Origin of the sequence: Geoglobus acetivorans (genome assembly GCF_000789255.1) — an archaeon.
Classification (GTDB): Archaea; Halobacteriota; Archaeoglobi; order Archaeoglobales; family Archaeoglobaceae; genus Geoglobus; species Geoglobus acetivorans_B.
The window spans coordinates 1,070,193-1,093,097 of record NZ_CP009552.1; the positions used below are offsets into that span (position 1 = coordinate 1,070,193).

The 22,905-nt window shown below is 48.0% G+C and carries 22 protein-coding genes; 8 read left to right on the top strand and 14 right to left on the bottom strand.

Annotation, left to right across the window (positions count from 1 at the left end; genetic code table 11):
* Positions 1-82 precede the first annotated feature (82 nt).
* Positions 83-2,662: an ATP-dependent helicase gene (locus GACE_RS06335; RefSeq protein WP_048092081.1), complete on the top strand. Its 2,580-nt coding sequence runs from the start codon at positions 83-85 to the stop codon at positions 2,660-2,662.
* Here GACE_RS06335 and hypD read toward each other — a convergent pair.
* The 4 genes from hypD to hypA are packed head-to-tail and all read right to left on the bottom strand — an operon-like array spanning position 2,657 to position 4,881.
* Positions 2,657-3,715, bottom strand: coding sequence for a hydrogenase formation protein HypD (gene hypD, locus GACE_RS06340; protein WP_048092083.1), 1,059 nt, complete (start codon positions 3,713-3,715; stop codon positions 2,657-2,659). The two genes, GACE_RS06335 and hypD, sit on opposite strands and share 6 nt — an antisense overlap.
* Entirely contained in the window at positions 3,691-3,906 is a 216-nt protein-coding gene (locus GACE_RS06345; RefSeq protein ID WP_048092085.1) for a HypC/HybG/HupF family hydrogenase formation chaperone, read from the bottom strand. Before GACE_RS06345 ends, hypD begins: the two co-directional genes overlap by 25 nt.
* Positions 3,884-4,546: a hydrogenase nickel incorporation protein HypB gene (gene hypB, locus GACE_RS06350; RefSeq protein WP_048092087.1), complete on the bottom strand. Its 663-nt coding sequence runs from the start codon at positions 4,544-4,546 to the stop codon at positions 3,884-3,886. Before hypB ends, GACE_RS06345 begins: the two co-directional genes overlap by 23 nt.
* A complete protein-coding gene (gene hypA / locus GACE_RS06355; protein ID WP_048092089.1) occupies positions 4,546-4,881 on the bottom strand; it encodes a hydrogenase maturation nickel metallochaperone HypA in 336 nt (111 codons plus the stop codon). Before hypA ends, hypB begins: the two co-directional genes overlap by 1 nt.
* A 49-nt stretch (positions 4,882-4,930) precedes the next feature.
* Between hypA and hypF the strand changes: the two genes are divergently transcribed.
* From hypF to GACE_RS06380, 5 genes are read left to right on the top strand one after another with little or no spacing between them, the layout of a single operon-like run.
* On the top strand, positions 4,931-7,165 hold the full coding sequence (gene hypF, locus GACE_RS06360; protein ID WP_048092091.1) for a carbamoyltransferase HypF: 2,235 nt from the start codon (positions 4,931-4,933) through the stop codon (positions 7,163-7,165).
* Positions 7,166-7,167: 2 nt separating this feature from the next.
* A complete protein-coding gene (hypE, locus tag GACE_RS06365) occupies positions 7,168-8,199 on the top strand; it encodes a hydrogenase expression/formation protein HypE (protein ID WP_048092093.1) in 1,032 nt (343 codons plus the stop codon).
* 37 nt (positions 8,200-8,236) lie between these two features.
* Positions 8,237-9,118, top strand: coding sequence for a mevalonate kinase (gene mvk / locus GACE_RS06370; RefSeq protein ID WP_048092095.1), 882 nt, complete (start codon positions 8,237-8,239; stop codon positions 9,116-9,118).
* Positions 9,081-9,788: an isopentenyl phosphate kinase gene (locus GACE_RS06375; protein WP_048092096.1), complete on the top strand. Its 708-nt coding sequence runs from the start codon at positions 9,081-9,083 to the stop codon at positions 9,786-9,788. The genes mvk and GACE_RS06375 overlap by 38 nt, the downstream gene beginning before the upstream one ends.
* Before the next feature lie 21 nt (positions 9,789-9,809).
* The gene (locus GACE_RS06380; protein WP_048092097.1) at positions 9,810-10,565 is read left to right on the top strand and encodes an SPFH domain-containing protein; all 756 of its coding nucleotides are present in this window, start codon (positions 9,810-9,812) and stop codon (positions 10,563-10,565) included.
* A gap of 21 nt (positions 10,566-10,586) precedes the next feature.
* On the opposite strand, the gene GACE_RS06385 is transcribed toward GACE_RS06380, so the two are convergent.
* From GACE_RS06385 to GACE_RS06395, 3 genes are read right to left on the bottom strand one after another with little or no spacing between them, the layout of a single operon-like run.
* The gene (locus GACE_RS06385; RefSeq protein ID WP_048092098.1) at positions 10,587-10,970 is read right to left on the bottom strand and encodes a PaaI family thioesterase; all 384 of its coding nucleotides are present in this window, start codon (positions 10,968-10,970) and stop codon (positions 10,587-10,589) included.
* An 8-nt stretch (positions 10,971-10,978) separates the two neighbouring features.
* Positions 10,979-13,189 (bottom strand): efflux RND transporter permease subunit, encoded by a 2,211-nt coding sequence (locus GACE_RS06390; protein WP_048092099.1) that lies wholly within the window; start codon positions 13,187-13,189, stop codon positions 10,979-10,981.
* Positions 13,186-14,997 carry a COG1361 S-layer family protein gene (locus GACE_RS06395; RefSeq protein WP_048092102.1) on the bottom strand — a complete coding sequence of 604 codons (1,812 nt, stop codon included), beginning with the start codon at positions 14,995-14,997 and terminating at the stop codon, positions 13,186-13,188. Before GACE_RS06395 ends, GACE_RS06390 begins: the two co-directional genes overlap by 4 nt.
* Before the next feature lie 67 nt (positions 14,998-15,064).
* Between GACE_RS06395 and GACE_RS06400 the strand changes: the two genes are divergently transcribed.
* Positions 15,065-15,697 (top strand): TrmB family transcriptional regulator, encoded by a 633-nt coding sequence (locus tag GACE_RS06400; protein ID WP_052400245.1) that lies wholly within the window; start codon positions 15,065-15,067, stop codon positions 15,695-15,697.
* Here GACE_RS06400 and GACE_RS06405 read toward each other — a convergent pair.
* From GACE_RS06405 to thsA, 3 genes are all read right to left on the bottom strand, one after another.
* Complete coding sequence (locus GACE_RS06405; RefSeq protein WP_048092104.1) at positions 15,694-15,951, bottom strand: helix-turn-helix domain-containing protein; 258 nt, start codon at positions 15,949-15,951, stop codon at positions 15,694-15,696. The genes GACE_RS06400 and GACE_RS06405 overlap by 4 nt on opposite strands.
* Positions 15,952-16,012: 61 nt before the next feature.
* Positions 16,013-17,380: a single-stranded-DNA-specific exonuclease RecJ gene (locus tag GACE_RS06410; RefSeq protein WP_048092106.1), complete on the bottom strand. Its 1,368-nt coding sequence runs from the start codon at positions 17,378-17,380 to the stop codon at positions 16,013-16,015.
* A 37-nt stretch (positions 17,381-17,417) separates the two neighbouring features.
* Positions 17,418-19,064 (bottom strand): thermosome subunit alpha, encoded by a 1,647-nt coding sequence (gene thsA, locus GACE_RS06415; RefSeq protein WP_048092108.1) that lies wholly within the window; start codon positions 19,062-19,064, stop codon positions 17,418-17,420.
* Positions 19,065-19,254: 190 nt separating this feature from the next.
* Between thsA and GACE_RS06420 the strand changes: the two genes are divergently transcribed.
* Positions 19,255-20,328 carry an acyl-CoA dehydrogenase family protein gene (locus tag GACE_RS06420; protein WP_318249143.1) on the top strand — a complete coding sequence of 358 codons (1,074 nt, stop codon included), beginning with the start codon at positions 19,255-19,257 and terminating at the stop codon, positions 20,326-20,328.
* 34 nt (positions 20,329-20,362) lie between these two features.
* Here the strand turns inward: GACE_RS06420 and GACE_RS06425 are convergent, their stop codons facing one another.
* From GACE_RS06425 to GACE_RS06440, 4 genes are all read right to left on the bottom strand, one after another.
* Positions 20,363-21,136: a CoA-transferase subunit beta gene (locus tag GACE_RS06425; RefSeq protein ID WP_048093740.1), complete on the bottom strand. Its 774-nt coding sequence runs from the start codon at positions 21,134-21,136 to the stop codon at positions 20,363-20,365.
* A 10-nt stretch (positions 21,137-21,146) separates the two neighbouring features.
* On the bottom strand, positions 21,147-22,109 hold the full coding sequence (locus tag GACE_RS06430; RefSeq protein ID WP_048092110.1) for a CoA transferase subunit A: 963 nt from the start codon (positions 22,107-22,109) through the stop codon (positions 21,147-21,149).
* A gap of 219 nt (positions 22,110-22,328) precedes the next feature.
* Positions 22,329-22,592: a hypothetical protein gene (locus GACE_RS06435; RefSeq protein WP_048092113.1), complete on the bottom strand. Its 264-nt coding sequence runs from the start codon at positions 22,590-22,592 to the stop codon at positions 22,329-22,331.
* Positions 22,593-22,799, bottom strand: a complete 207-nt coding sequence (locus tag GACE_RS06440; RefSeq protein ID WP_048092115.1) for a DUF7557 family protein — start codon at positions 22,797-22,799, stop codon at positions 22,593-22,595.
* Between the last annotated feature and the right edge of the window lie 106 nt (positions 22,800-22,905).

Here is a 22,905-nt window from a genome sequence, read left to right on the forward strand (position 1 = left end):
CTTAAGAATTATATATGGTTTTTCACAGACCGGAGTGCTGCATTGAGATACCACAACATTTTAAGCACCCTCACAGAACCGGATGCTGGTGATAGTTCAGGGAAAGGCATACGACGATGAGGAGATAAAATCCAGGCTCAATCCCATTCTGAGGGAATGGTTCGAAGAAAAATACGGCGAATTCACCCCACCTCAGAAGTACTCAATAATGGAGGCTTTTAACGGCAATAACGTGCTCATCTCATCTCCCACGGGCAGTGGGAAGACTCTTGCGGCCTTCATGACAGCTCTGAGCAGACTTCTCGACAGGGCAGTGGAAGGGACGCTCGAAGACAGAGTGTACGTCGTGTATGTGTCTCCCCTGAAAGCCCTTAACAACGACATAAGAAAAAATCTCGAAGAACCGCTGAACGAAATCTACGAGCTGGCTGGGAGAAAAAAGATCGGGATTCAGAAGATAAGGGTGGCTGTGAGAACCGGAGACACGGACTCAAGCGAGAAACAGAGGCAGCTCAGGAAACCTCCACACATCCTGATTACAACCCCTGAGAGTCTCGCAATTGCCCTTTGCTCACCCAAATTCTCAAAAGTCCTGAAAAGGGTGGAGTTTCTCATAATAGATGAACTTCACGCTCTCGCAGAGAACAAACGTGGCACCCATCTTTCACTCTCGGTGGAGAGGCTCCAGGAAATTCAGGAAGGAAAGATGGTAAGGATCGGTCTCTCAGCAACCATTCATCCACTTGAAGGGGTTGCAAGGTTCCTTGCCGGATACGAAAACGGCAGGGAAAGAGACTGTGTGATTGCAGATGTGACATTCGAAAAGAAAATAGACATCTCCGTGCTTTCACCCGTAGAAAATCTCTTCAACGCCACTGCTGAAGAGATAAGCGAGAAGCTTTACCAGACGCTGGCAGAAATGATAAGAGGGGCAAAGACCACGCTGATATTCACAAACACGAGAAGTGCAACGGAGAGAGTAGTGTTTCATCTCAAAAAAATAATGGGAGACGAGTTTCCGGTTGCCGCCCACCATTCATCCCTCTCAAGGGACGTGAGGCTCGAAGTTGAGGAAAAGCTGAAGAGTGGAGAACTCAAGGTCGTGGTGAGCTCAACAAGCCTGGAACTGGGCATAGACATTGGCTACGTTGACCTGGTCGTTCTCATAGGTTCTCCAAAAAGCATAAACAGAGCACTGCAGAGAATTGGCAGAGCGGGGCATAGGCTTCACGAGACGAGCGTGGGCAGAATTGTTGTTCTTGATCATGATGACCTCGTCGAGTGTTCGGTTCTCGCTAAAGAAGCCCTTGAGAGACGACTTGACAGGATCCACATTCCGGAAAAGCCTCTCGATGTGCTGTGTCAGCACGTTGTGGGAATGGCAATCGAAAGAAAATGGGGTGTCGATGATGCTCTCAGGGTCGTGAAAAGAGCCTACCCGTACAGAAACCTCACAAAAGAAGAATTCGTTGCTGTGCTGAAATATCTGGCAGGGAAATACTCAGAGCTTGAGGAGAAGAACGTTTACGGGAAGATATGGTTTGACGAAGAGACAATGGAATTCGGTAAGAGAGGCAGAATGGTGAGACCCATCTACTACCTCAATACCGGTACAATTCCGGATGAGGTTGCAGTGTCGGTCGTGACAAAGGAAGGACACCATGTGGGAAAGGTCGAAGAGGAGTTCGCAGAGAGGCTCGTTAAGGGGGATATCTTCGTTCTTGCTGGAAGGACGTTCAGATTTTTGAGATCGAGGGGTATGCGCATAATAGTCGAAGAAGTTAAGGACGAGAAACCCACCGTCCCGAGCTGGTTTTCCGAGCAGTTACCTCTGAGCTACGATCTCGCACTGAGAATACAGGAGTTCAGAAGGGTGATGGACGAAAACCTTGAGAGTGCCCATAAGATACTGAAAAGCTTTCCAGTAGACGGAAATGCTGCTGAGTCCATCATCAGGTACTTCGACGAGCAGAAAAGGTTCAGCATCATACCACACAGCAAGAGGCTTGTGGTGGAGAAGCTTGAGGAGGACAGGAACTACTATTTCTTCCATACTCTCGTGGGCAGAAGAGCCAACAGTGCCATCGCAAGGACATTCGCTTACAGAGTTGGAAGGGCAAAGAAGTGCAATGTCCAGTTCACCCTGAACGATAATGGCTTTGTCCTCATCCTCCCCCGGAGTAAAAGATTGAAGGACAGTGAAATAATCGACCTCTTCGAGCTGAAAGGCTTCGAAGAGGACCTTAATGAAGCGCTCATGAAGACCGAAATTCTCAGGAGAAGGTTCAGACATGTTGCTGTGAGAAGCCTTATGATTTTGAGAAACTACCTCGGGAGAGAGAAAAGCGTGTGGAGGCAGCAGGTAAACGCAGACACTCTGCTCAGATTACTTCTGAAGCACTTTGGGAAGGAGTTCCCGGTAATAAAGGAGACATTCCGGGAGATCATGGAAGATGCGATGGACATCATAAATGCCAGAGATTACCTCTCAAGAATCGGGAAGGAAATTGATGTGGTTGTTACACGCATCCCATATCCAAGTCCGTTTGGCCTGAATCTCTATGTAATGGGAGAGGAAGATGTCGTTCTCATGGAGGACAGAAGAAAGGTGTTGAAGGAACTGCACGAAAAAATCCTTGCATACCTCTCAGCGAACTCATGAGATTCTGTATTTGGCCCATATATTGCACGTACCCTCGAAGCTCACCATGCATGGGCCAATGGGGTTTCGGGGTGTGCATGCAGTCATGAAAAGCCTGCAATCCTTCGGAGTTATCAGCCCTTTTAAAACCTCTCCGCACCTGCAGTGCTTTTTCCGCTTATCCACCTTCGGGACGAAGTTCTCAAACACATCCTCGAAAACCTTTTCAGCATCCTTTTCCTCAAAGTCTTTCCTTATTCCTGCACCGGTTTCAGGAATTGCCCCGAGACCTCTCCACTCGCCATCCCCGGGATGAAACACCTCGTTCATGACTTCCTGGGCCTTCACATTGCCCTCGTACTTAACAGCCCTCGTGTATTCGTTGAATATTCCACCCTCATTCTCGCGAATTGCCCTAACGAGCATGTATACTGCAAGAAGCACATCCTGTGGCTCAAAACCCGCTATTGCCATGGGGATACCGTATTTTCTGTATCTCTCATAGGCTTTTACACCCACAATCGTGGAAACGTGCCCCGGATTGATGAAACCGTCAATCCTCATATCTCCGGATACCAGAGCCTCTATCGCAGGGATGAAAAACCTGTGAGCAGAGTACACGTAAAAGTTTTCAGGAGAATCTTTAATCGCCACAGCTATTGACGGCATGGTCGTCTCGAACCCGATACCGAAAAAGACCACGTCCTTTTCCTCCCGTTTTGCGATCTCAACGGCATCGAAAACGCTGTAAACTATTCTGACGTCCTTGCCCTTACTCCTGTAATAAAAGAGACTCCTGTCTTCGAACGGAACCCTGGCCATGTCTCCAAATGTCGTGAGAATCACATCCCGGTTTTCGAGAAGGTGGAATACCTTCTGCAGGTCCGTGTCGGGGATGATGCACACGGGACATCCGGGCCCGCTCAGAAGCTTTACGTTTTGCGGGAGAATACTTCTGAGATTGTATTTCGAAATTGTATCTTCGTGGGTTCCGCACAGATGCATAAGGTTAATCTCCTGTCCTTTGCTAAGCTCCTCTATCTTCCGGACTATTCTTCCAGTATCTTCTGCCATAATCTATCAATCTCCTCAACTTCTTCTTTCGAAACCTTCTGTATCGCGAGCCCAACATGAATCAAAACGTAATCTCCAACCCTCACATCATCAAGCAAATCAACCCTCACCTTCCTCCTGGCCCCCTTCATGTCCACCGTGGCGTAAGGCCACTCAACCTCCACAACTTCAGCCGGAATTGCCAGACACATTCAGGACACCTCTCAGAAATTCAATCCACTCCTCAAACCCGATATCCTTTTTCAAATCCATCCTGATTATCCTCGCCTCAGGATTGAGATTCCTTGCATCCTTTTCCATTTTATCCACATCCGCCTCAACAAACTCCGCAAGCGCAACCTTGTTGATTATTATGACATCGGCAAGCCTGAAAATTTCCGGGTGTTTTTCGACCACATCGTCCCCCTCGGTAACGCTTACCATAACAACCCTGAAGTCCTCTCCGAGATCAAAATCCACCGGGCAGATCAGGTTGCCAACATTTTCAATTAGAAGGAGATCTACATCCTCAAATTTGCGAATTCTGTGATGGATCAGGTGAGCATCAAGGTGACATTCTTTTCCGGTATTCACGGGTTCGGCCACAACATCGTGTGCAGCCACTCTCTCATAATCCGCCCTGCATATCACATCCCCGAGAATTACGCCGATTCTGATGTCCCTGAGAGCTTCAACCGTTTTCTCGATGAACAGCGTTTTCCCAGACCCTATCGCACCCATTATGTTCACCGCAACAATACCCTGTTCTCTCAAAAACTTCCTGTTCTCCGCTGCAAGCCTCCTGTTTTCGCTCAGCAGATCAATTTCAGCATCGATCTCTATTTTATGCATCAATCCACCTCCATAATTACGCTTTTTAAAATCATTTCCTTCCCGCCGTTAACACTCACAAAACCACCGCACTCACAGACTCCCGCAGGGGCATCAAACTCTTTCCCGCATTTCACACACCTGATTTCCGGCTTAACAAACTCGATTTCAAGAGTGCAGTTTTCAGCTATCGTTTCCCTGCTTATTGCCCTGAAACAGAACTCAAGCTGTTCGGGATTTATCAAAAGCAGCTCACCAATTACAAGATGAGCTTTTTTAATTTCCCTGGCATTGTTCTTTTCAGCCAGATTGAGCAGATTTTCGAGTATCGCTTCAGCATAACTCATTTCATGCATCACATCAAGGCATGGAAAACGTAATATAACCATTTTCCCTCCCAGATTCGTGTTTAAAATCCTCGTAACCGGAAGAGTTCAGGGAGTGGGATTCAGACCGTTCGTTTTTAGACTCGCAAGGAGCATGGGTCTCAAAGGTTATGTGAAGAACGTTGGAGATGGTACTGTAGAAATTGTGGTTGACAGAGACCCAGATGTTTTTGCTGAAAGGCTTAAAAAAGAGAAGCCCCCGATGGCCGTCATAGACCGGGTGATCGTTGAGGAGACAGACGGAAGTTACGATGACTTCACAATCCTGAAGAGTGGTGGTGTCTCCGGGCTTTTTTCACTCCCGCCTCCGGATTTTGCAGTATGTGAGGAATGTTCAGAGGAGATATTTGATGAGAGCAACAGGCGGTACCTCTACCCTTTCACCACGTGCACGAACTGCGGGCAGAGGTTCAGCATCTCATTCTCACTTCCCTTCGACAGAGAGAACACAACACTCGTGGAGTTTCCCCTGTGTGAAAAATGTCAGAGAGAATACGAAAATCCGGAGGACAGGAGATATTTCGCCCAGTCGATAACCTGTCCCGAATGCGGGCCCCACTACCAGCTTGCTCCCCACGGAATCAGAGGTGTCGGGGCAATCAGAAAGGCTGCTGAGCTGCTCGATTCCGGGAAAATCGTGGCAATAAAGGGAATAGGGGGATTCCACATCGCATGCCTTACCGACGATGATGCTGTTGAGAGGCTGAGAGGTGTTCTCAGAAGACCCCATCAACCCTTCGCAGTAATGGTGAGAGACATTGAAACGGCAGAAAAGTATGCATACGTGAACGAAAAAGAAAAGTCCGAGCTCCTCAGTTACACAAGGCCCATTGTCGTGCTGAAAAAGAAGGCTGAACTTTACCAGGTGGCACCACTACTCGATACTGTGGGCATAATGCTTCCATACACTGCACTCCACAAAATCCTGTTCGGCTTTCTGAGGGCTGATGCACTTGTCATGACCTCCGCCAACATGCCCGGAGAGCCGATGGCAATTGAGATGCCAGATATAGAGTGTGATGCCGTGCTGACCCACAACATGAGGATACACAACAGGGTGGATGACTCGGTTCTGAAAATTGTCGGCGGAAGGAGGATGATTATACGGCGTTCGAGGGGATTCGTCCCCACTCCAATCGGTATTGGGGTTAATGCCGAGGCAATATCCCTCGGAGCCGAGCTTTACAATTCCATAGCGGTCCTGAAGGATCACAAGGCCATCCCGTCCCAGTACATAGGCAACACCGCCAACTTCAAAACATTTAACGAATTTTTCAAAAGGGCAGTTGAATTCTGGCTGGAATATCTCAACATCAGGCCAGACTTTGTAGTCCGGGACCTGCATCCGCTGTACAACACCTCACGATACGCCACCGAACTTGCCGAGAGAACGGGGGCTGAAGTGCTGAGTGTTCAGCACCATCTTGCCCACGCCCTCTCAGTCATGGCTGAAAGAGGGCTTGATAGGGCCATGGCCATAACCGTGGATGGAGCCGGTTACGGCATGGATGGCACGGTATGGGGTGGAGAGGTTCTCTACGTTGACCTGAAAGAGAGAATTTTCAGGAGGGTGGCAAGGCTGGAGAGAATAAAGCTACTCGGAGGAGATCTCGCTGTTCACCACCCTCTCAGAACACTTTTTTCAATAATATACAAACATGAAAGAGACTTCGAGCTGTTAGAAGACTATGAGAAGTATCTCAGAGATGGGGAGAGCTTCGAGCTGTTCGAGAAAATGTACGTAAAGAACATCAACACCGCCCCGGCATCCTCGGCAGGGAGATACATGGACGCCATAGCAGCCATGACAGAGGTCTGCCTTGAAAGAACGTACGAGGGAGAACCTGCAATGAAGGCTGAAGGGCTTGCAAGAAGGGATAGCCAGATATACAGCCCGGTAATCGAGGAGAGCTATGAACCATTCGAGTTCAGCATTGATGGTTCAAGCAGGAAGGATTACGTCAGGGTTATCAGATTCACCCACATATTTTCGGATTCGCTCAGAAGGCTCAAGCGGGGAGAGGACAGAAGAGCGGTTGCATGGAGGCTCATAGACTACCTCGCAAGGGCGTTCTGTGAGGTTGTGAAAGGGCAGGATATTCCGGTAGTTGTGAGCGGAGGTGTTGCCTACAATTCCCATTTCATGGCATCCCTTTCAGAAAGTCTGAAGTTTTACACGAATGAGCTTGTTCCGGCGGGAGATAATGGAATATCCCTCGGACAGCTGTATGCCCTAAAATTCCTGGAGGTTTGAAGATGATAAGAAGAGAAGATGGTGCCGGCGGAAAATACATGTCAGAATTTCTCAAAAAGAGGATTTTTTCAAGAATTGACACCAGCGCTGGAGAGATTGCTCTTTCCGACATGGAGGACTCTGCGGATTTCGATGATGCGTACGTGCTGACGACAGACAGCTACACTGCCTTCCCTCCGGTGTTCAGAGGGGGCAGCATAGGAAGTCTTGCGATTTGCGGCACGTCCAATGACCTGGCCGTTGTTGGTGCTGAGCCCGCATTCATGTCCCTTGCGTTCATAATCCAGGAGGGCTTCGAGGACAGTGTTTTCGAGAGAATTATGGACGATATTGCCCACTGGGTGGAGAAGATCGGTGTTAAGATAATAACGGGGGACACAAAAGTTGTCGAAATGAACGCAGGCATATTCGTGAACACATCCGGAATTGGAATGAGAAACGAACACCTTGAAAGGAATCTTGAGACAGTAAGAGAACACAGAAACTACCCGTTCAGGTGGATCAGAGATTCCGGATTGAGAACAGGAGATGCGATAATTGTCAGCGGAGCCATCGGGGAGCATGGTCTGACGATGCTCCTTGAGAGAGAAGACCTTGGATTTGAGATTGACATTGAGAGTGATGTTCAGCCGGTCTGGTTTGCCGTGAGAGATGCGCTTGACGTGGGAGGAATTGTGGCAATGAAGGATCCAACAAGAGGTGGGCTGGCAGAAACTCTGAACGAAATGGCTGAAAAAAGCGGCGTTGGAATAAAGATAGACGAGGAGAAAATTCCGGTCAGAGACGATGTCGCTGGCGTGTGTGAGGCTCTCGGACTTGATCCACTAACCCTCGCCAACGAGGGCAAAGTTGTTCTCGGGGTTGTTAGCGAGCTTGCTGAGGACGTTCTGAAAGCTCTGAGAAGGCATGATAGAAATGCAGAGATAATTGGCCACGCCACCGACAAATTCAAAGAGGTCGTGGTTGAAACGAAAATAGGCACGACAAAGATCCTCCCTCCACCGGTAATGGATCCGATTCCAAGAGTTTGCTGAGGTAAGTTTTTATTTTTCAAATGCGTGGGATTCAGCAATGATCGCCTCATCCCCAGGAAAGGCAATAATATTCGGAGAACATGCTGTGGTTTACGGAAGACACGCTGTCGTATCTGCGATAAACCTGAGATGCTATGTCAAAGCAGAGAAGTCAGGTGATTTTCGGATAATTTCACACTTCGGCAAAACCGGTCTGGATTTCAGAGGGGAGCATGCATACATTTCATATGCAATAAAAAGGTTCTCCGAGTCCTTTGACATTAAAGGAGTTAGAATTGAGGTCAAAAGCCATATACCTCCTGCATCAGGACTTGGCAGCTCTGCTGCAGTTACAGTTGCGACTCTTGGAGCGCTGAATGCCGAATTTGAAGCGGGAATGGACAGAGAGGACATTTTCGAACTCGCAAGAAAGGTTGAACTTGACGTTCAGGGCATAGGAAGCGGCACAGACCCGTTTGTTTCCACGTACGGAGGGGGCTGGATAATTCCTGAAAAGAGAAAATTTACGTCAAACGTCGAATTCGGGGTGATAAACACAGGAATGGAATCCATAACCTCCGAAATGGTCAGAAAGGTAAGGGAACTGAAAGAAAAGTATCCGGAACTGATTGAGAAGATTATGGATTCAATAGACCAGGTTGCATTGGAAGGCGCCAGAGCGCTCGAAAATGGGGATGTAACAAAGCTGAATCTCCTTTTCAGAATAAATCAGAGTCTCCTCAGGGCCATAGGGGTCAGCACACCTGAGATAGACCGGATTGTTGCTGATGTTGAATCAAAAGGCCATTCAGCAAAAATTACCGGGGCAGGAGGCGGGGGTTGCCTGCTGACCACGGGCGAGGGAGACTTCAGAATAAAACTTTCTGCGGAGGGGGTCAGAGTTGAAGATTTTGAAGATTGGCGGGAGCCTTATAACTGACAAGTCTGAAGGGGCGTTTGAGATTGCAAAAACAGACGTAATGGACATGATTTCCAGGCAAATACGTGGTGAGGTGATCCTCGTTCACGGGGCTGGCAGTTTCGGTCACCCACATGTAAAAAAATTCGGTCTTTCTCCGGAGGGCGTTTCAAGGACGCACAGCGCATGCCTCAGGCTCAATGCAATATTCTGCAGCTCGCTGATAGAACACGGGCTGAACCCGATTCCTCTGCACCCAATGGAGTTCTTCAACAATCCAGATTATGAATTTGTTAAGGAACTCGTTTCAATGGGATTCATTCCAGTGCTTCACGGGGATGTCGTTCTGGAAAACAGTAAGTTCAGGGTGATGAGCGGAGACGAAATTGTCAGAGTCCTTGCGGAAGAGCTTGAGCCTGAAGCCGTTGGATTTGCAAGCGACCTGCCGGTGATTGTGGAAGGCAAACCCGTTGAGGAAATAAACCCCAGAAACTTTACCGAAATTCTAAGGAGGATCGGGGATGCAGGAAACAAGGAGGACGTTACAGGTGGAATGAGGGGGAAACTGGAGGAAGCAGTCAGAATAGCCAGAATCTGTGACGTTTTCATATTCAACGGTCTTGAGAATGGAGCCGTTGAAAAATTCCTTGAAGGTCGTCATGTTGGAACGCGGCTGGCAAAAATTATTTAACTTAAAAATACCATTTTATTCATGGCAAGCGAACTTTTGATAGGACTGCTGGTAGTGGTATTGCTGTTCCTGCTGTCCTCGATTAAAATAGTGAAGGAGTACGAAAGAGGCGTTATATTCAGGCTCGGAAGGCTCGTTGGAGCGAGAGGGCCGGGAATATTCATTGTCATACCGCTCCTCGAACAGATGCAGGTAGTCGATTTGAGAACTGTAACTTACGACGTCCCATCACAGGAAGTCGTGACAAAAGATAATGTTACGGTCAGGGTGAATGCAGTCGTTTACTACAGGGTTCTCGACCCGGAAAAAGCTGTAACGGAGGTTTTTGATTACAGATATGCCACAGCCCAGATCGCCCAGACGACTCTGAGGAGTGTAATAGGTCAGGCTGAGCTTGATGAACTTCTTTCAGAGAGGGAGAAACTCAACGTCAGGCTGCAGCACATTATTGATGAGGCTACGAATCCATGGGGGATAAAGGTATCCGCAGTTGAGATTAAGGACGTTGAACTCCCCAAGGAGATGCAGAGGGCAATGGCAATGCAGGCTGAGGCAGAGAGAGAAAGAAGAGCCAAGATAATCAGAGCAGATGGTGAATTCCAGTCAGCCATGAAGCTGAAGGATGCCGCTGAGATTCTTGCCGAGAGCAGAGGAGCAATGATGCTCAGAATTCTCCAGACCATGAATGAGATAGGCAATGCCGAGAACGCTACCATCATATTCCCGATACCCATAGAGATTCTGGAGTACTTCAAGAAGAGCAAAGGTGAAAAGTGAAACATTCAGTGTTTTTATTTTTTATTTTTCAAACACATGTCTGTCCGGGATGTAGCAGTACATCAGGCCTTCAAGCACCGTTTTATCCGTAAACGCCCTCACATCAACCGTGATCTTTTTACCCTCGACCCCGGTAACTGTGGCTTCAGCTGTAATCTCCTCCCCAGCCCTGACAGGAGCCGTAAACCTCACCTCGGCCCTGTAAAGCACCACGTTGGGATGGTTTACCGCAACCATTGCGGCAAGGTCTGCGGCACCAAACGTGAAGCCACCATGCACAAGTCCATGTTCATCAACAGCCATACTGTCAGTGGTTTTCAGCACAACCCTTGCATAGCCATCACCCACCTCAACAACCCTGCCAACAAGTTCCCTGTCCGCAAGCTTATGTGTTCGCACATCCATATTCCAGATTAGCTCTCATCCAATTTCTCTTTTTTGTTTTTACTGTTCAGGTTGTCAGTAAAGACCAGAAATGCTGGAACGACCGTGAGGGCTGCGAAGAGGCTCAGGATTATCGCCATCAGGCTGACCACACCAAAATCAGACATGATGGGGAAAGGTGAAGCGAGCATTGCGGCAAAACCCCCTGCCATGGTGAGACCGGACGTTAAAATCGGCTTACCTATGTTGGTTATTGTAATCTCAACTGCCTTTTCAGGTTCAAATCCCCTTCTCCTCTCCTCGAAATACCTTTCCATCACGTGAATGGAAAAATCGATTCCGAGACCTATTGTCAGGGAGTTCAGAGAGGCGGTAACAAGAGTTCTGGAATAGCCGAGAAGATACATAAGACCTCCATTCGCAAGTATAACCACAGTAATGGGTATTATTGGAACGATTGCTTTCCTTGGACTTCTGTAAACAAACAGAAGCAGAATAAACACGAAGACAAAACTTGCAATGGTCATCCTGTTCTGACCGTTGACAATCAGATCAGCGACGAACATTTTCAGGACGACATCACCCGTGAGGTAGAACGGATACTCTATACCGAAGAACTTCATTTCCTCAGTGACCCTTTCATAAAGCTTCCTGAACTCGAGCCAGTCCATGGGAGAAACCGTGAAGTATATTGCGTAGCTCGAGCCCTGCATGTACCTCGAAACCCTGTCTTCAGGGATTTTTTCGAGTGCCTGCTGAAATTCCGTGTCGCTGGAAGGGAGTTTGTTGAAGTTCATCCTGATTATTTCACCAAGAGACGAGTACCCGACAATGTTCTGCTCGGAGTTTGTAACATATCTGGCAAGTTCCTCGAATCTCGCAACGACGCTCGCATCAATACCATCAGTCTGGAAAACGGCTATTATTCTATCGTTACTCCCCACAAGGTCCTGAAGCTCGCTGAGCTTTCTCATGGCCGGAAGATCCTGAGGGATGTACTTCATGAAATCTGTCTCCAAAGGCACCTTTGAGTAGCCATAATAGCTCGCAGAGGTTATGACAAGGACAGTAAGCAGTAAAACCCTGTAATGTCTTGCTGAGATTAACGAGGCAAGATCGAGAACTTTCTCCGTAAGAGAGATTTTTTCCTCATCCTTTCGCTCCCTCTCTTTCCTGTCAGTTATGAGGAGAACTGACGGAAGAAACGTCAGGCTCAGGAGATATGCCACGATCAGACCAATTGCCGAAACCAGTCCGAACCAGCCCAGAGCGGGAACTCCGGAGAATATCATGGAAAGAAAACCGATAACGGTGGTGATCATCGCAAGAGACAGCGCGAGACCCACACTCCTGATGGAGTTCACAGCGGAAATTGCCGGGCTGTTTCCCTTCCTCCTCTCCTCCTCATACCTGCCCATGAACTGAGCGGCATATTCAATACTGAGGCCTATCAGAATCGGAGCGATGGCGTTTGTAATCTCTGTGAGAGGGATTCCGAGTACGGGCATCAGTCCGAATGCAAACAGGAACGTGAGAATCGATATCACGAGGGGCAGAAGAAGATACCTCTTGAGTTCAACAACGCCCCTGAAAACTATGACAAGCGTCACCACCATCAACACTACGGCTACAGCCCCCATAGTCCCCATGCTTTCTCCAATGCTCTTATCCACCTGGTACATTATCATTGGATTTCCTGTGGCCTCGACCACGATTCCGGGGGGCTTTTCAATTTCAGAAATTCGTTTCTCGACCTCCTTGGCTATGAAATTATACTGGCTTTCATCTGCAGTAACCTCGAACTCCATCAGCATCAGGGTTTTTTTGGGAAGGTAAAAAGAGGAATACTGGTAAGACAGCTGTTTCAGGACTTCTTCATCAGCAGGCAGATATCCGAGGATATCTACCACCGTGTGGGCTGGCGATTTCACCCGCCCGATACCATCGATCCTCGAAATTTCCTCTCCAAGCTTGAGAGCGAAATCATATGTCTCGTAGTTCACAACATCGTCGCCCTTTATGAAGATGTAGATGCTCGCGACACCCCCACCGAAGTTCTTTGAAAACAGAACGTACTGCTGATACTCCCTGTAGTCCTTGCTGAAATACGTTTCATAACCCTGATCCATCGTTATGTTCTGACTCGAATGAATTGCGAGTATAACTGCTACCGCTACCAGAGCCAGAATCAGATACCTTCCCTTCACTACAGAAGAAGAAAGAAGGTCGAAGACCTTCATTTTCTCATCCAGACTGCCACAGCAATCAGGGCTATAACTGCCACCACTGCCTCAAATCCGGGGATAGTATTCCTGCCTTCCGTAACGACTATCGGAAGCTTCACCGGATCGCTTATGACCCACTCGTCATTCAGATCCCTGTACTTTATCTCGAGATTCAGGGCGTATGTCTTTGGTGTGGCATCCCTATCAGCCTTCAGTCTGAACGAGACCTCTTTTGCCTCTCCCGGCTTTAAACTGCCTATGTAAGAGGAATCATCAGTGGTCGAGAAGGGATCAACGACCGTGATTCTTGCGGTGGCGTCCTTCACCTCAAATGCACCGGTGTTTTTGATTTTCACGGTAATGATTTTTTCTTCTCCAGCCGGAATCTCTCCCTGACCGTCAAGCTCAAATTTAATCTTATCACCCACTTTGATTCCAATATCAAACGATTCCTCAACCTCCTTTCCGTTCAGGTCATACGTGAGAGTGAGCTTCGCAGGATACACTGTACTTTCAGCATCCCCGCTTGCCTTAACCCTGAACTTGAGTGTGGCCTTTGCAGAGTCTCCGACAAAGTACTCCTCGGTTATTGCCGAAAGCGGGGGCTTCGTCTCGAGCTTTGCCTTCAGATCCTTCAGAGTTTCGGTTGATTCAACCTCAATAATCACATCTCCCTTGCTGCCTGCAAATACGGTGGAATTGACCGAGACAATGCGTATCTCCGGCTTGTCCTTCACGCTCACACCAAAAGCCACAGGAGGTGTCTGTTTAACGTCCCCGTCAAGAGTGTAGGTTCCCCTTACCTGGAATGGATAATAGCCTCCATCCCCGGTATTGGCCGTAACCCTGAAGGTTACGTTTATGCTCTCTCCTGCCTTCAAAGATCCGACGTAAACGGCACTCTGTGTCAGCATGCTCTGAAGCTCAGGCGGAAGCTGAACCTCAGCACCCTGCAGTCCAAACTGGGAGAACATGGGGTTCTGGGAGAGCATGGTTTCAAGAGCTTTGGTATAGCTTTCAAGATCCACCTGCTGGACACCCTGGGCAGTAAAGCCAGATGGTGTCAGGAGGCTTACAAACAGGTTCTCTGCATCTCTTTTTCCATCGTTCTTTATAACGAGTGTGATGGTTCCCTTGCCACCCGCGACAATGTCCGAGCGGACGTCGGTCACATTCAGAATGACATCTGGCTTTTCCACAACAACTTTCAGCCTGATTTCCTGGGTTTTCTCAGCGTAGTAAATCTTCAGGTAATCCAGAGAATACGTGGTCTGATAATCCTGTATCTGCTGATACGGGACAGGCAGATAGGTTCCCAATGTTGCGTTGTAAGAGTAGTTGTAGATGTCCTGAGATGGCACAGGAGTGATAGATAGCGATGAGGAGAATGAAACATCGTCGACAACCTCATAGCTAATGTTCAGAGTGAGGTCATATTCACCTTCCTCAACGCCAGAGGCGTCAACAACTACAGGAAGCTGAATGGGCTGGAAGGCTGGAATGGCCGGGAAAAACATTTCAGGAGTCTTAACGCCAAGGCCATCGCTTTCAAACCTCACAGAGACGTTGTAGGCCGTTGAAAGCATTTTCAGGTAATCGGGATTGTTGCTGAATAGCTGAAATTCCTGCTGATCAGCATAGTCAATCTTCCAGAGTCTTGCACTGTTCTGCAAAACCACATACAGGGTCTTTTCTTCTCCTGTCGTCAGGTAGTTGCTCTGAGCAATATACCCACTGAAATACGGCTTGTCTGCATAGCTTATGGCTGCCACCGGATGCAGAATTAGTATGAATGCAATTAATGCCAGTAATGCCCTCCTCATGCGTACCACCTGTCGTAGCGGTAGCTACAAAAGATATATAAATATTGCTGGAGTTTTCTATCAGGACATGGACAGACTGGTGGAAGTGCTGAAAGACTTCAGACTTTCAGATTACGAAATAAAGGTGCTTTTAACGCTCATAACCGAAGGAGAAATGTCAGCCTCGGAGCTGGCAGAAAGGAGCAGAATTCCAAGAACTTCGGTGTATGAGGTTATAAGAAGTTTGGAAAACAGGGGACTCGTTGAATCCTTCGGAAAACCAATGAAGTTCAGAGCAATACCTGCCGAAAGGCTGATAGACTTCTTTTCATCCAAGCTGAAAGAAAAAATGCAGGTCATTAGCGAGGGATTGAAGGAGCTTGAGAGGAAAAGCAAAAAGGAGACCGTATCATTCCACAAGGGTGATCTTGCATACAACGTCATTGAAGGCCTTGTGAAGGATTCGGAGATGGTGGAAATATACGGTATCAGCATTGACGATAGAATGAAAGCCATCTTCGAAAAATACAGGGAAAAGGTGATACTGAACCTCATGGGAAAAAGCGATGTCGTTCACGGACTTATTTTCGGACAGAATACTGTGCTGATATTTACGGTGGTAAATGGTGTTCCGAACATAATGATGGGTTCGGGCGAATTTTACGAGTTCTACAGAGATATGGTTGAAATGTTTAAAAATAGGAAGCCTCCGGAAATTTAACCGGCTTCAAGCAGCTCTATACCGTCGTCGGTGAGCTTCAGCTTTCCGTCTTCCTCAACAACGAACCCTTCCCTTATCAACCAGTCGAGATTGAATTTAAGCTGAAAATCAGACAGATTCAGCTCCTGTTTTATTTCATCTCTGCTCTTACCGTGGATACCGATTGCAGCCACTATCTGCCTTCTAACAGGACTCATTGACGCCTTGAAGAGTTTTTCATGGTGTTCTCTATTTCTCTCCTTTTTCTCTGCCACACAATCACCCCCGATTCAATTTAATTTTCAAAAAGTAATAATGTTTTCGAAATTTTTCAGTTCATTTCAAAACCTGTTCACCTATTAATTTATCGAGAATCTTCAGAAACTCATCCTCGCTCCCTTTCGGTATGGTTGCTCCGGCAGCTATGCTGTGGCCTCCACCCTTTCCCCCAACCTTCTCAGCAGCTATTTTCAGAGCCTGGGCAAGATGCACACCCTTTTCAACGAGAGCCTTCGTTGCTCTGGCTGATACCTTGATTCCATCATCGTTCTCAGCAAAGGCAATGATTGGTTTGCCACGGTTCGCAAACGAGTAGCTCATCCCGGCAACGATTCCGATTATGGTATCGAGAATCCTGTTCCCTGCATGGAAGTACTGTATGTGGTCAAGCTCAACAATGCCAATTTCGTCAACAAGTTTTATTCCGTCACTCAGATTTCTTCTGTGGTTCTGGAGCAATGCCTTCGCTTTTCTGAACGCCTCATCCCTGTCTCCAAGGCACACTTTCAGACCGACCATCTCTTCACCATAACGAGCAGTCGCATTCAGAAGGGTCGAGAATTCCATTGCATCCCTTACCTCGGTTCCGGGTTCCTCTTCCCTCAGAAGGTAACTTTCCCCAACAATCCTCCTGATGAGCTTGAAGGGGTACCTCCTCGAAATCAGCATCCTCACGATTTCGCTTGTGATTTTCCTTTTCTCCTCTGCCGTGAGATCAATCCACCTGAGCCATTGCCCGTCATCCTTAACTCGAACTCCAAGCGAGTTCAGAAAGTCGATTGCACCCCTCTCATTACCGCTAATTCCAGGCAGATAGGGGTCGAAGGTGTATTCAAGCATTTTGAAAACCGGTCTGGTCTGCTTTCCGAAAAACCTTATATCCCTGATGGTTTCTATATGGCCAGAATTTTCTGCCTCCTTCAGCACGAGTCTGTTCAGTCCAGTGAGCCGGCCATAATTGCTGTCCTGCAGATCTCCAACAGCCCCGACTATCGCTATCCCCGAGAGGTCAAAATTCAGTCCGAGAAATCTCGCAACGAGGTATGTTGTTGTTGAACCGCTCAGCTCGTACGAGCCATCATGCCCAAAAATGTGAGGATTGATCTGGTTGTCGGTGATTTTTTCGGGATTGTGATGGTCAGATATGACGCACCTTATTCCCGAACGCTCTATAGAGCTTACCTGCCCGCTACCGAGATCCGTAAACCAGACAAACCTGCCCCCGTCAGCTATTTCATTTATGGCTTCATCATCCAAGGTTTTCACAAAGAGAATGTCCGCTTCCTTGCCTGCCCTTTCAAGCGCCCTGTAGGCTATCGCTCCAGAAGTGATGCCATCCGCATCTATGTGAGTTACAATCAGTATATCGTCTTCCCGCCTGAGAATTTCGGCGATAGAATTTGCTTTTTTAAGGAGTTCTTCCACAGAAGTGGTTAAAAGAAAAAAGAATTAAATTTTTTGCTTAGAAGCCCATGCCTCCCATGTCGCCCATTCCGCCTTCGTCGCCTTCGTCACCCTTGCCCTTGCTGAGCTCCTTGGCGGCGATGACGTCATCAATCCTGAGAAGCATCACTGCAACCTCTGTTGCAGATTCGATGGCCTGTGTTTTAATTCTGAGAGGTTCGAGGACTCCCGTGTCCTTCATGTCAACAACCTTGCCTGTGTCAACATCAACACCCGAATAAACCTTGCCGTCCTCGTGGGCTTTCTTCAGCTCGACAAGAACGTCAATCGGATCAAGTCCTGCGTTCTCTGCCAGTGTCTTGGGAATAACCTCGAGGGCTGATGCGAATGCCTCTGCAGCAAGCTGCTCCCTACCACCAAGGCTCGGTGCCCAGTCCCTGAGTCTCAGGCTGAGTTCGATTTCCGGACCGCCTGCTCCAGCAACAACCTTACCGTCCTCGAGAGCAACTGCAACAACCTTTATCGCATCCTCAAGTCCCCTTGCAATCTCATCGACAATGTGCTCTGTTCCTCCTCTCACAAGCACCGTAACGGCCTTCGGGTTCTTGCATCCTGTGACAAAGACCATCTTCTCGTCGCCGACCTTCTTCTCCTCGACGAGGTCTGCCTCTCCAAGATCATCGCTGCTTATGTCTCTCAAGTCTGTCAGAATCCTTGCACCACATGCCTTTGCAATCTTCTCTATGTCGCTCTTCTTGACCCTCCTGACAGCAAGAACTCCTGCCTTGGCGAGGTAGTACTGGGCCAGGTCGTCAATACCCTTCTGGCAGAATACAACGTTGGCTCCAGCCTCTGTAATCTTGTCAACCATGTCCTTAATCATCTTCTCCTCCTGCTCGATGAACTTCTGAAGCATCTCGGGGTCGGTTATGTTGATCTTTGCATCTGTCTCAGTTTCCTTAACCTCAAGCGCACCGTTGTAGACGAGGATCTTTGCGTCCTTTATTCTCTTGGGCATTCCTGGATGCACAACCTCCTTGTCGAGGACGATGCCCTCAATAAGCTCCGTCTCTTCGACGCTCGCTCCAGTCCTCTTCTCAATCTTGATGTTGTCAGTATCCACCTCAATCCTGCCGTTCTCTTCCTCGGCTACCTGCTTTACAGCCTTAACAACAATCTCCGAGAGTTTGTTTATTGCCACCTCAGCACCCTTACCGGTCATTGCGGTTGCAGCTATCTTTTTGAGCGTTTCCTCATCATCCTTGCTCACATCTATTGCAATCTCGTTGAGTATCTCCATCGCCTTCTCGGCAGCAAGCCTGTAACCGTTTGCGATTATCGTCGGGTGGATCTCGTTGTCAAGCAGGTCCTCAGCCTTCTTGAGGAGTTCACCTGCAATAACCACAGCCGTGGTTGTGCCATCTCCCACCTCATTTTCCTGAGTCTTTGCAATCTCAACAACCATTTTTGCTGCTGGATGCTCAACATCAATCTCCTTCAGAATCGTAACACCATCGTTTGTTATCACAACATCTCCAAGGCTATCAACAAGCATCTTGTCCATTCCTCTCGGCCCAAGGGTGCTTCTCACAGCCTCAGCGATAACTCTCGCAGCAAGAATGTTCATTCTCTGCGCATCCCTGCCAACAGTTCTCTGGGTTCCCTCCTTCAAAATCAGCACGGGCTGACCCTGTAGTGTTGCCATTTACATCACCTCAAACTTTGGTGGGTGGGTATTTCTATATAAGTATTTCGGTTAAGTCCTCTCAGTATGTGGTGCAGTGAAAGGCAACGCAAGAACAAAAGCGTGCCCGCAAACAAGCCCTGAAGGTGCACCTCTGAGCAGCCAAAATTTACGAAAACGTTATTATAGCATGATTAATGCATACAGAGTTATGCAGATGATGGTTGATGAATTGAAAAGCATTGTAAAAGAAAAGGCAGCAGAAATTGACAGAAACAACGATATGGGCGAAGTGCTCGATGCTGTCAAAAATTCCGGCATCCTCGGTTTGATTATACCGGAAGAGTATGGGGGTCTGGGCGGAGATTACTATGACGCATGTGTTGTTGCAGAGGAGCTTGCAAAAGTTTCTGCAGGTGTTGCCCACAGCATTATCGTTCACTCAATGGCTGTTGACGCGGTAAGGCTGTATGGCAGCGAGGAGCAGAAGGAAAGGTATTTGCCAAGGTTGCTGAAATCCATAGGCACAATAGCAATCACCGAAGGCAGGGGTGGGAGTGATGTTGCGGGTTCAGTAAGCCTGAAGGCCGAAAAACAGGGTGATGCATACACGCTCAGCGGAAGCAAGACCCTGATCACCAACGGCACGTATGCTGACGTTTTCATAGTCGTTGGAAGAACGGGGGAGGGTCCAAAAGGACTTACAGCGTTCATAGCCGAAAAGAGTGACGGAATAAAGGCCAGCAGAATAGATCTTGCGGGAATGAGAGGGAGCGGGCTTGCGAGCCTGCAGTTTGAGAATGTTGAGGTTCATGAAGACAGTATTCTCGTAAAGGAGGGTGCGGGTTTAAAGGTCGCCTTGGGAACCTTGGCTCCAAACAGACTGCCCTTTTCAGCAATAGGGCTTGGAATAGCAGAGAGATGCTTAGAAATTTCCGTTGAAAGGGCCAAAAAGAGGAAAGCATTCGGTGGAACGCTGTCAGATTTGCAGGCCGTTCAGTTCATGCTCGCCGATGTTGCAGTTGAGATAGAGGCCCTGAGAAGAATGATATATGACGCAGCGAGAAACATGAGCGACCCGGGCTACGAGGGGGCAGTTGCAAAGATACTTTCGGCGAGGGTTGCCAAGAAGGCAGCCGATGTTGCAGTTGAGATATTCGGTGGACACGGGCTTCTGCGTGGCAGTGAGGCGGAAAGGGCCTACAGGGACGCAAAAACCATAGAATTTGCTGAGGGAGCCACAGAAGTCATGAAACTGCTGGTTGCAAGAAAGCTGCTTGCATGAAAATAATGAAATTAATTTGAAATTGACCCGAATTTCATTTTTTCAGGAAAATTCCTTCAGGGTCAACCTTTTCCCTCAGTATTCTTATCTCCTCTTCGGTGGGCGGTTCAGTCTCAGTGGCCTTTGAAACGTCAATCTCAAAGCCCGTGTTTTCCAGCACCTCTTCCGGAGTGAGTCCCGGATGGTATGATTCAAGGTAGGGTCTCTTTGTTTTCTCCTCGAATCTTATGACGCCCATGGTGGTTATTACCGCCGAAGGGCCTCCCCACTGGAGACCTGCCCTGATCCTTCCATCGGGGCCATCAATCCATCCGGGGCTTGTCAGATAGTCCACTTTCTCGACAAATCTCCTCTTTTCGTGGGGCATCAGCACCACTGTTCTCCTGCAGAGGCATGCAATATCTCCCGCACCTCCACTGCCCGGAAAACGAACTGCGGGATTGCTGTAATCTCCGATACATGTGGAGTTCACGTTCCCGAATTTATCGACCTGTGCTCCACCAATGACCCCGACATCAACCCTGCCTCTCTGGGTGAGGGAAAATATGTCAAACAGCCCGGCAGCAATTCCTGCCATTCTGAAGGTTCTCGGTTCACCCACAGACATTGGAAGGTGTTCCAGCTCCGGATCCGCCGCTCCAGCCTCGAATATTATGGTGAGGTCGGGAGCATGGGTGAGCTTCGCCAGCATCCCTGCGACCATGGGTATTCCCGTCCCTATGAAAGCCACCTCTCCATTTCTGAACTCTCTTGCGGTTGTAACGACCATAAGCTCGGTTAAGGTGTAATCCTCCGCATATCTCTTCATGACACCCACCTCACACCCTCTTTAACTCAGGATTGTATCCGACTTCGAAGCTCGCTCTCAGACTCTCGAGCTTCGCTGTACCAACCTTTCTGAGATATTCATCGTGGTCCTCCACTCCCAGCACGTATTTTTCGAGAAAGTCTGCGAAGCTCCCGTCATCTTTCGCCAGAGAGTGATACATCCTCAGGAATTCGGGATCATAGTCGTAGTACCTGGCACAGCTTGTGGGATGTGCCCCAAACTCGACAGGGACGACTGCATCAACAAGGAATCCCGGAAGAGCATTCTGCTCCGGGAATTTTCTCAGCTCATCCGAATCAACAAGTTTCTCACAGGTCACAATCACCCTGTCCGCAGATTTGGCTATTATGTCGTCTGCAAACGCCTGTCCGTAAATTCTGACGTTTCCATCCGCATCGGCAACCTGGGCATGAATTACGGCAACATCCGGATTTATCGCAGGGAGAGCAACAACCTTTTCTCCCGTGAACGGGCATTCAATTACCTCCAGCTTTTTCGATGCAATTTTTGGATCGCTCTCGCGGAACTCCCTGCTGAAACCTTCCCTTGACACCATGTCCGAACCGAGCATGGTTTTTGTTGGAAGAAATGAAACGCCCATCGCACCGGCAAGAAACCTGAGCGTCATTCCAAAGTTGGAATAATCCTCCCATACGATTTCATTTCTTTCGACAGCTTTTCTGAATCTCGGGCCAACTCTACCAAAACCCTCATCCGCCTCATAGGCCAGCTCTATCGCCCTTACACTGCCAGAACCAATCAGAATATCAACCCCAAAACCGGGAGAATGTCCGTAAACGTGCAGACCCTTAACACCCTGGCGTATTATCTCATAAATGAGAGCCACTGGCATTCTGTTGAGAGTAAAACCACCAAAAGCAATGTGATTTCCATTTCTCACAAATTTTCTGACCACCTCATCAAGCCCCATCACCTTATCACTCTCGCCCATCCCAACACCTCTGAAAATTTTTTCAGAGATTCCGCAAATGGCTCATTTTTAAAAGGTTCTGATTGGTGTCGGGGTGTCGATTCTGTTTTACAGATGATGAAGCGTCAGCGTAACCATAACTGAAACGGCAACTCTTGCTGAAGAAAGGCGGAGCATCCTTCGTTCAGGTTCAGGTGGTATATAAAAGCTGTGAGAGAGATCAGAAAAGTTCTTGAGTGATTATCTGTATCCTCTACCCCGCCTGAATGCCTCTACAACATAGACAGTCTTGCCATCAACAAAATACTCAAATCTGATGTCCCCAACTCTCAATCTGTACATAGTTCTTTTCTCTCCTTTCAGTTTCTTAATTGATACTCCTGATCTCGGAGTGAATGGATCTTCTCCAAGCTTTTTTAAGCTATCAACACACCTTTTTCTTTCAACTTCATTCAACTTATCCAAAAACTTCACAACATCAGGGTGAAGAGAGACCAAGAACATTCAAAGTCCTCTTGAGCTTGTGTATTCATCCAAGGAAACAAACTTATCCCTGTCCTTAATTACTTTCTCCCATTTTTCTTCGATGTAGCTCTGAAGTTCTTCGTATGATTCAATCAGCCTTTCAATCACTTCTTCAATTGGCTCATCATTCTTCCTTAGCTTTTCGAGTTTTCTGAAAATTCCTTCCCTGAGGGTTATTGAAGTCATCAAAATAAGTTACCCTCAATGGTATTTAATTTCTTTCTCAGGGCCTCTTTCCATCCATTAACTCCCGGTTATCACATTAGAACATGCTGAGGTTTTGGTGCAAAAA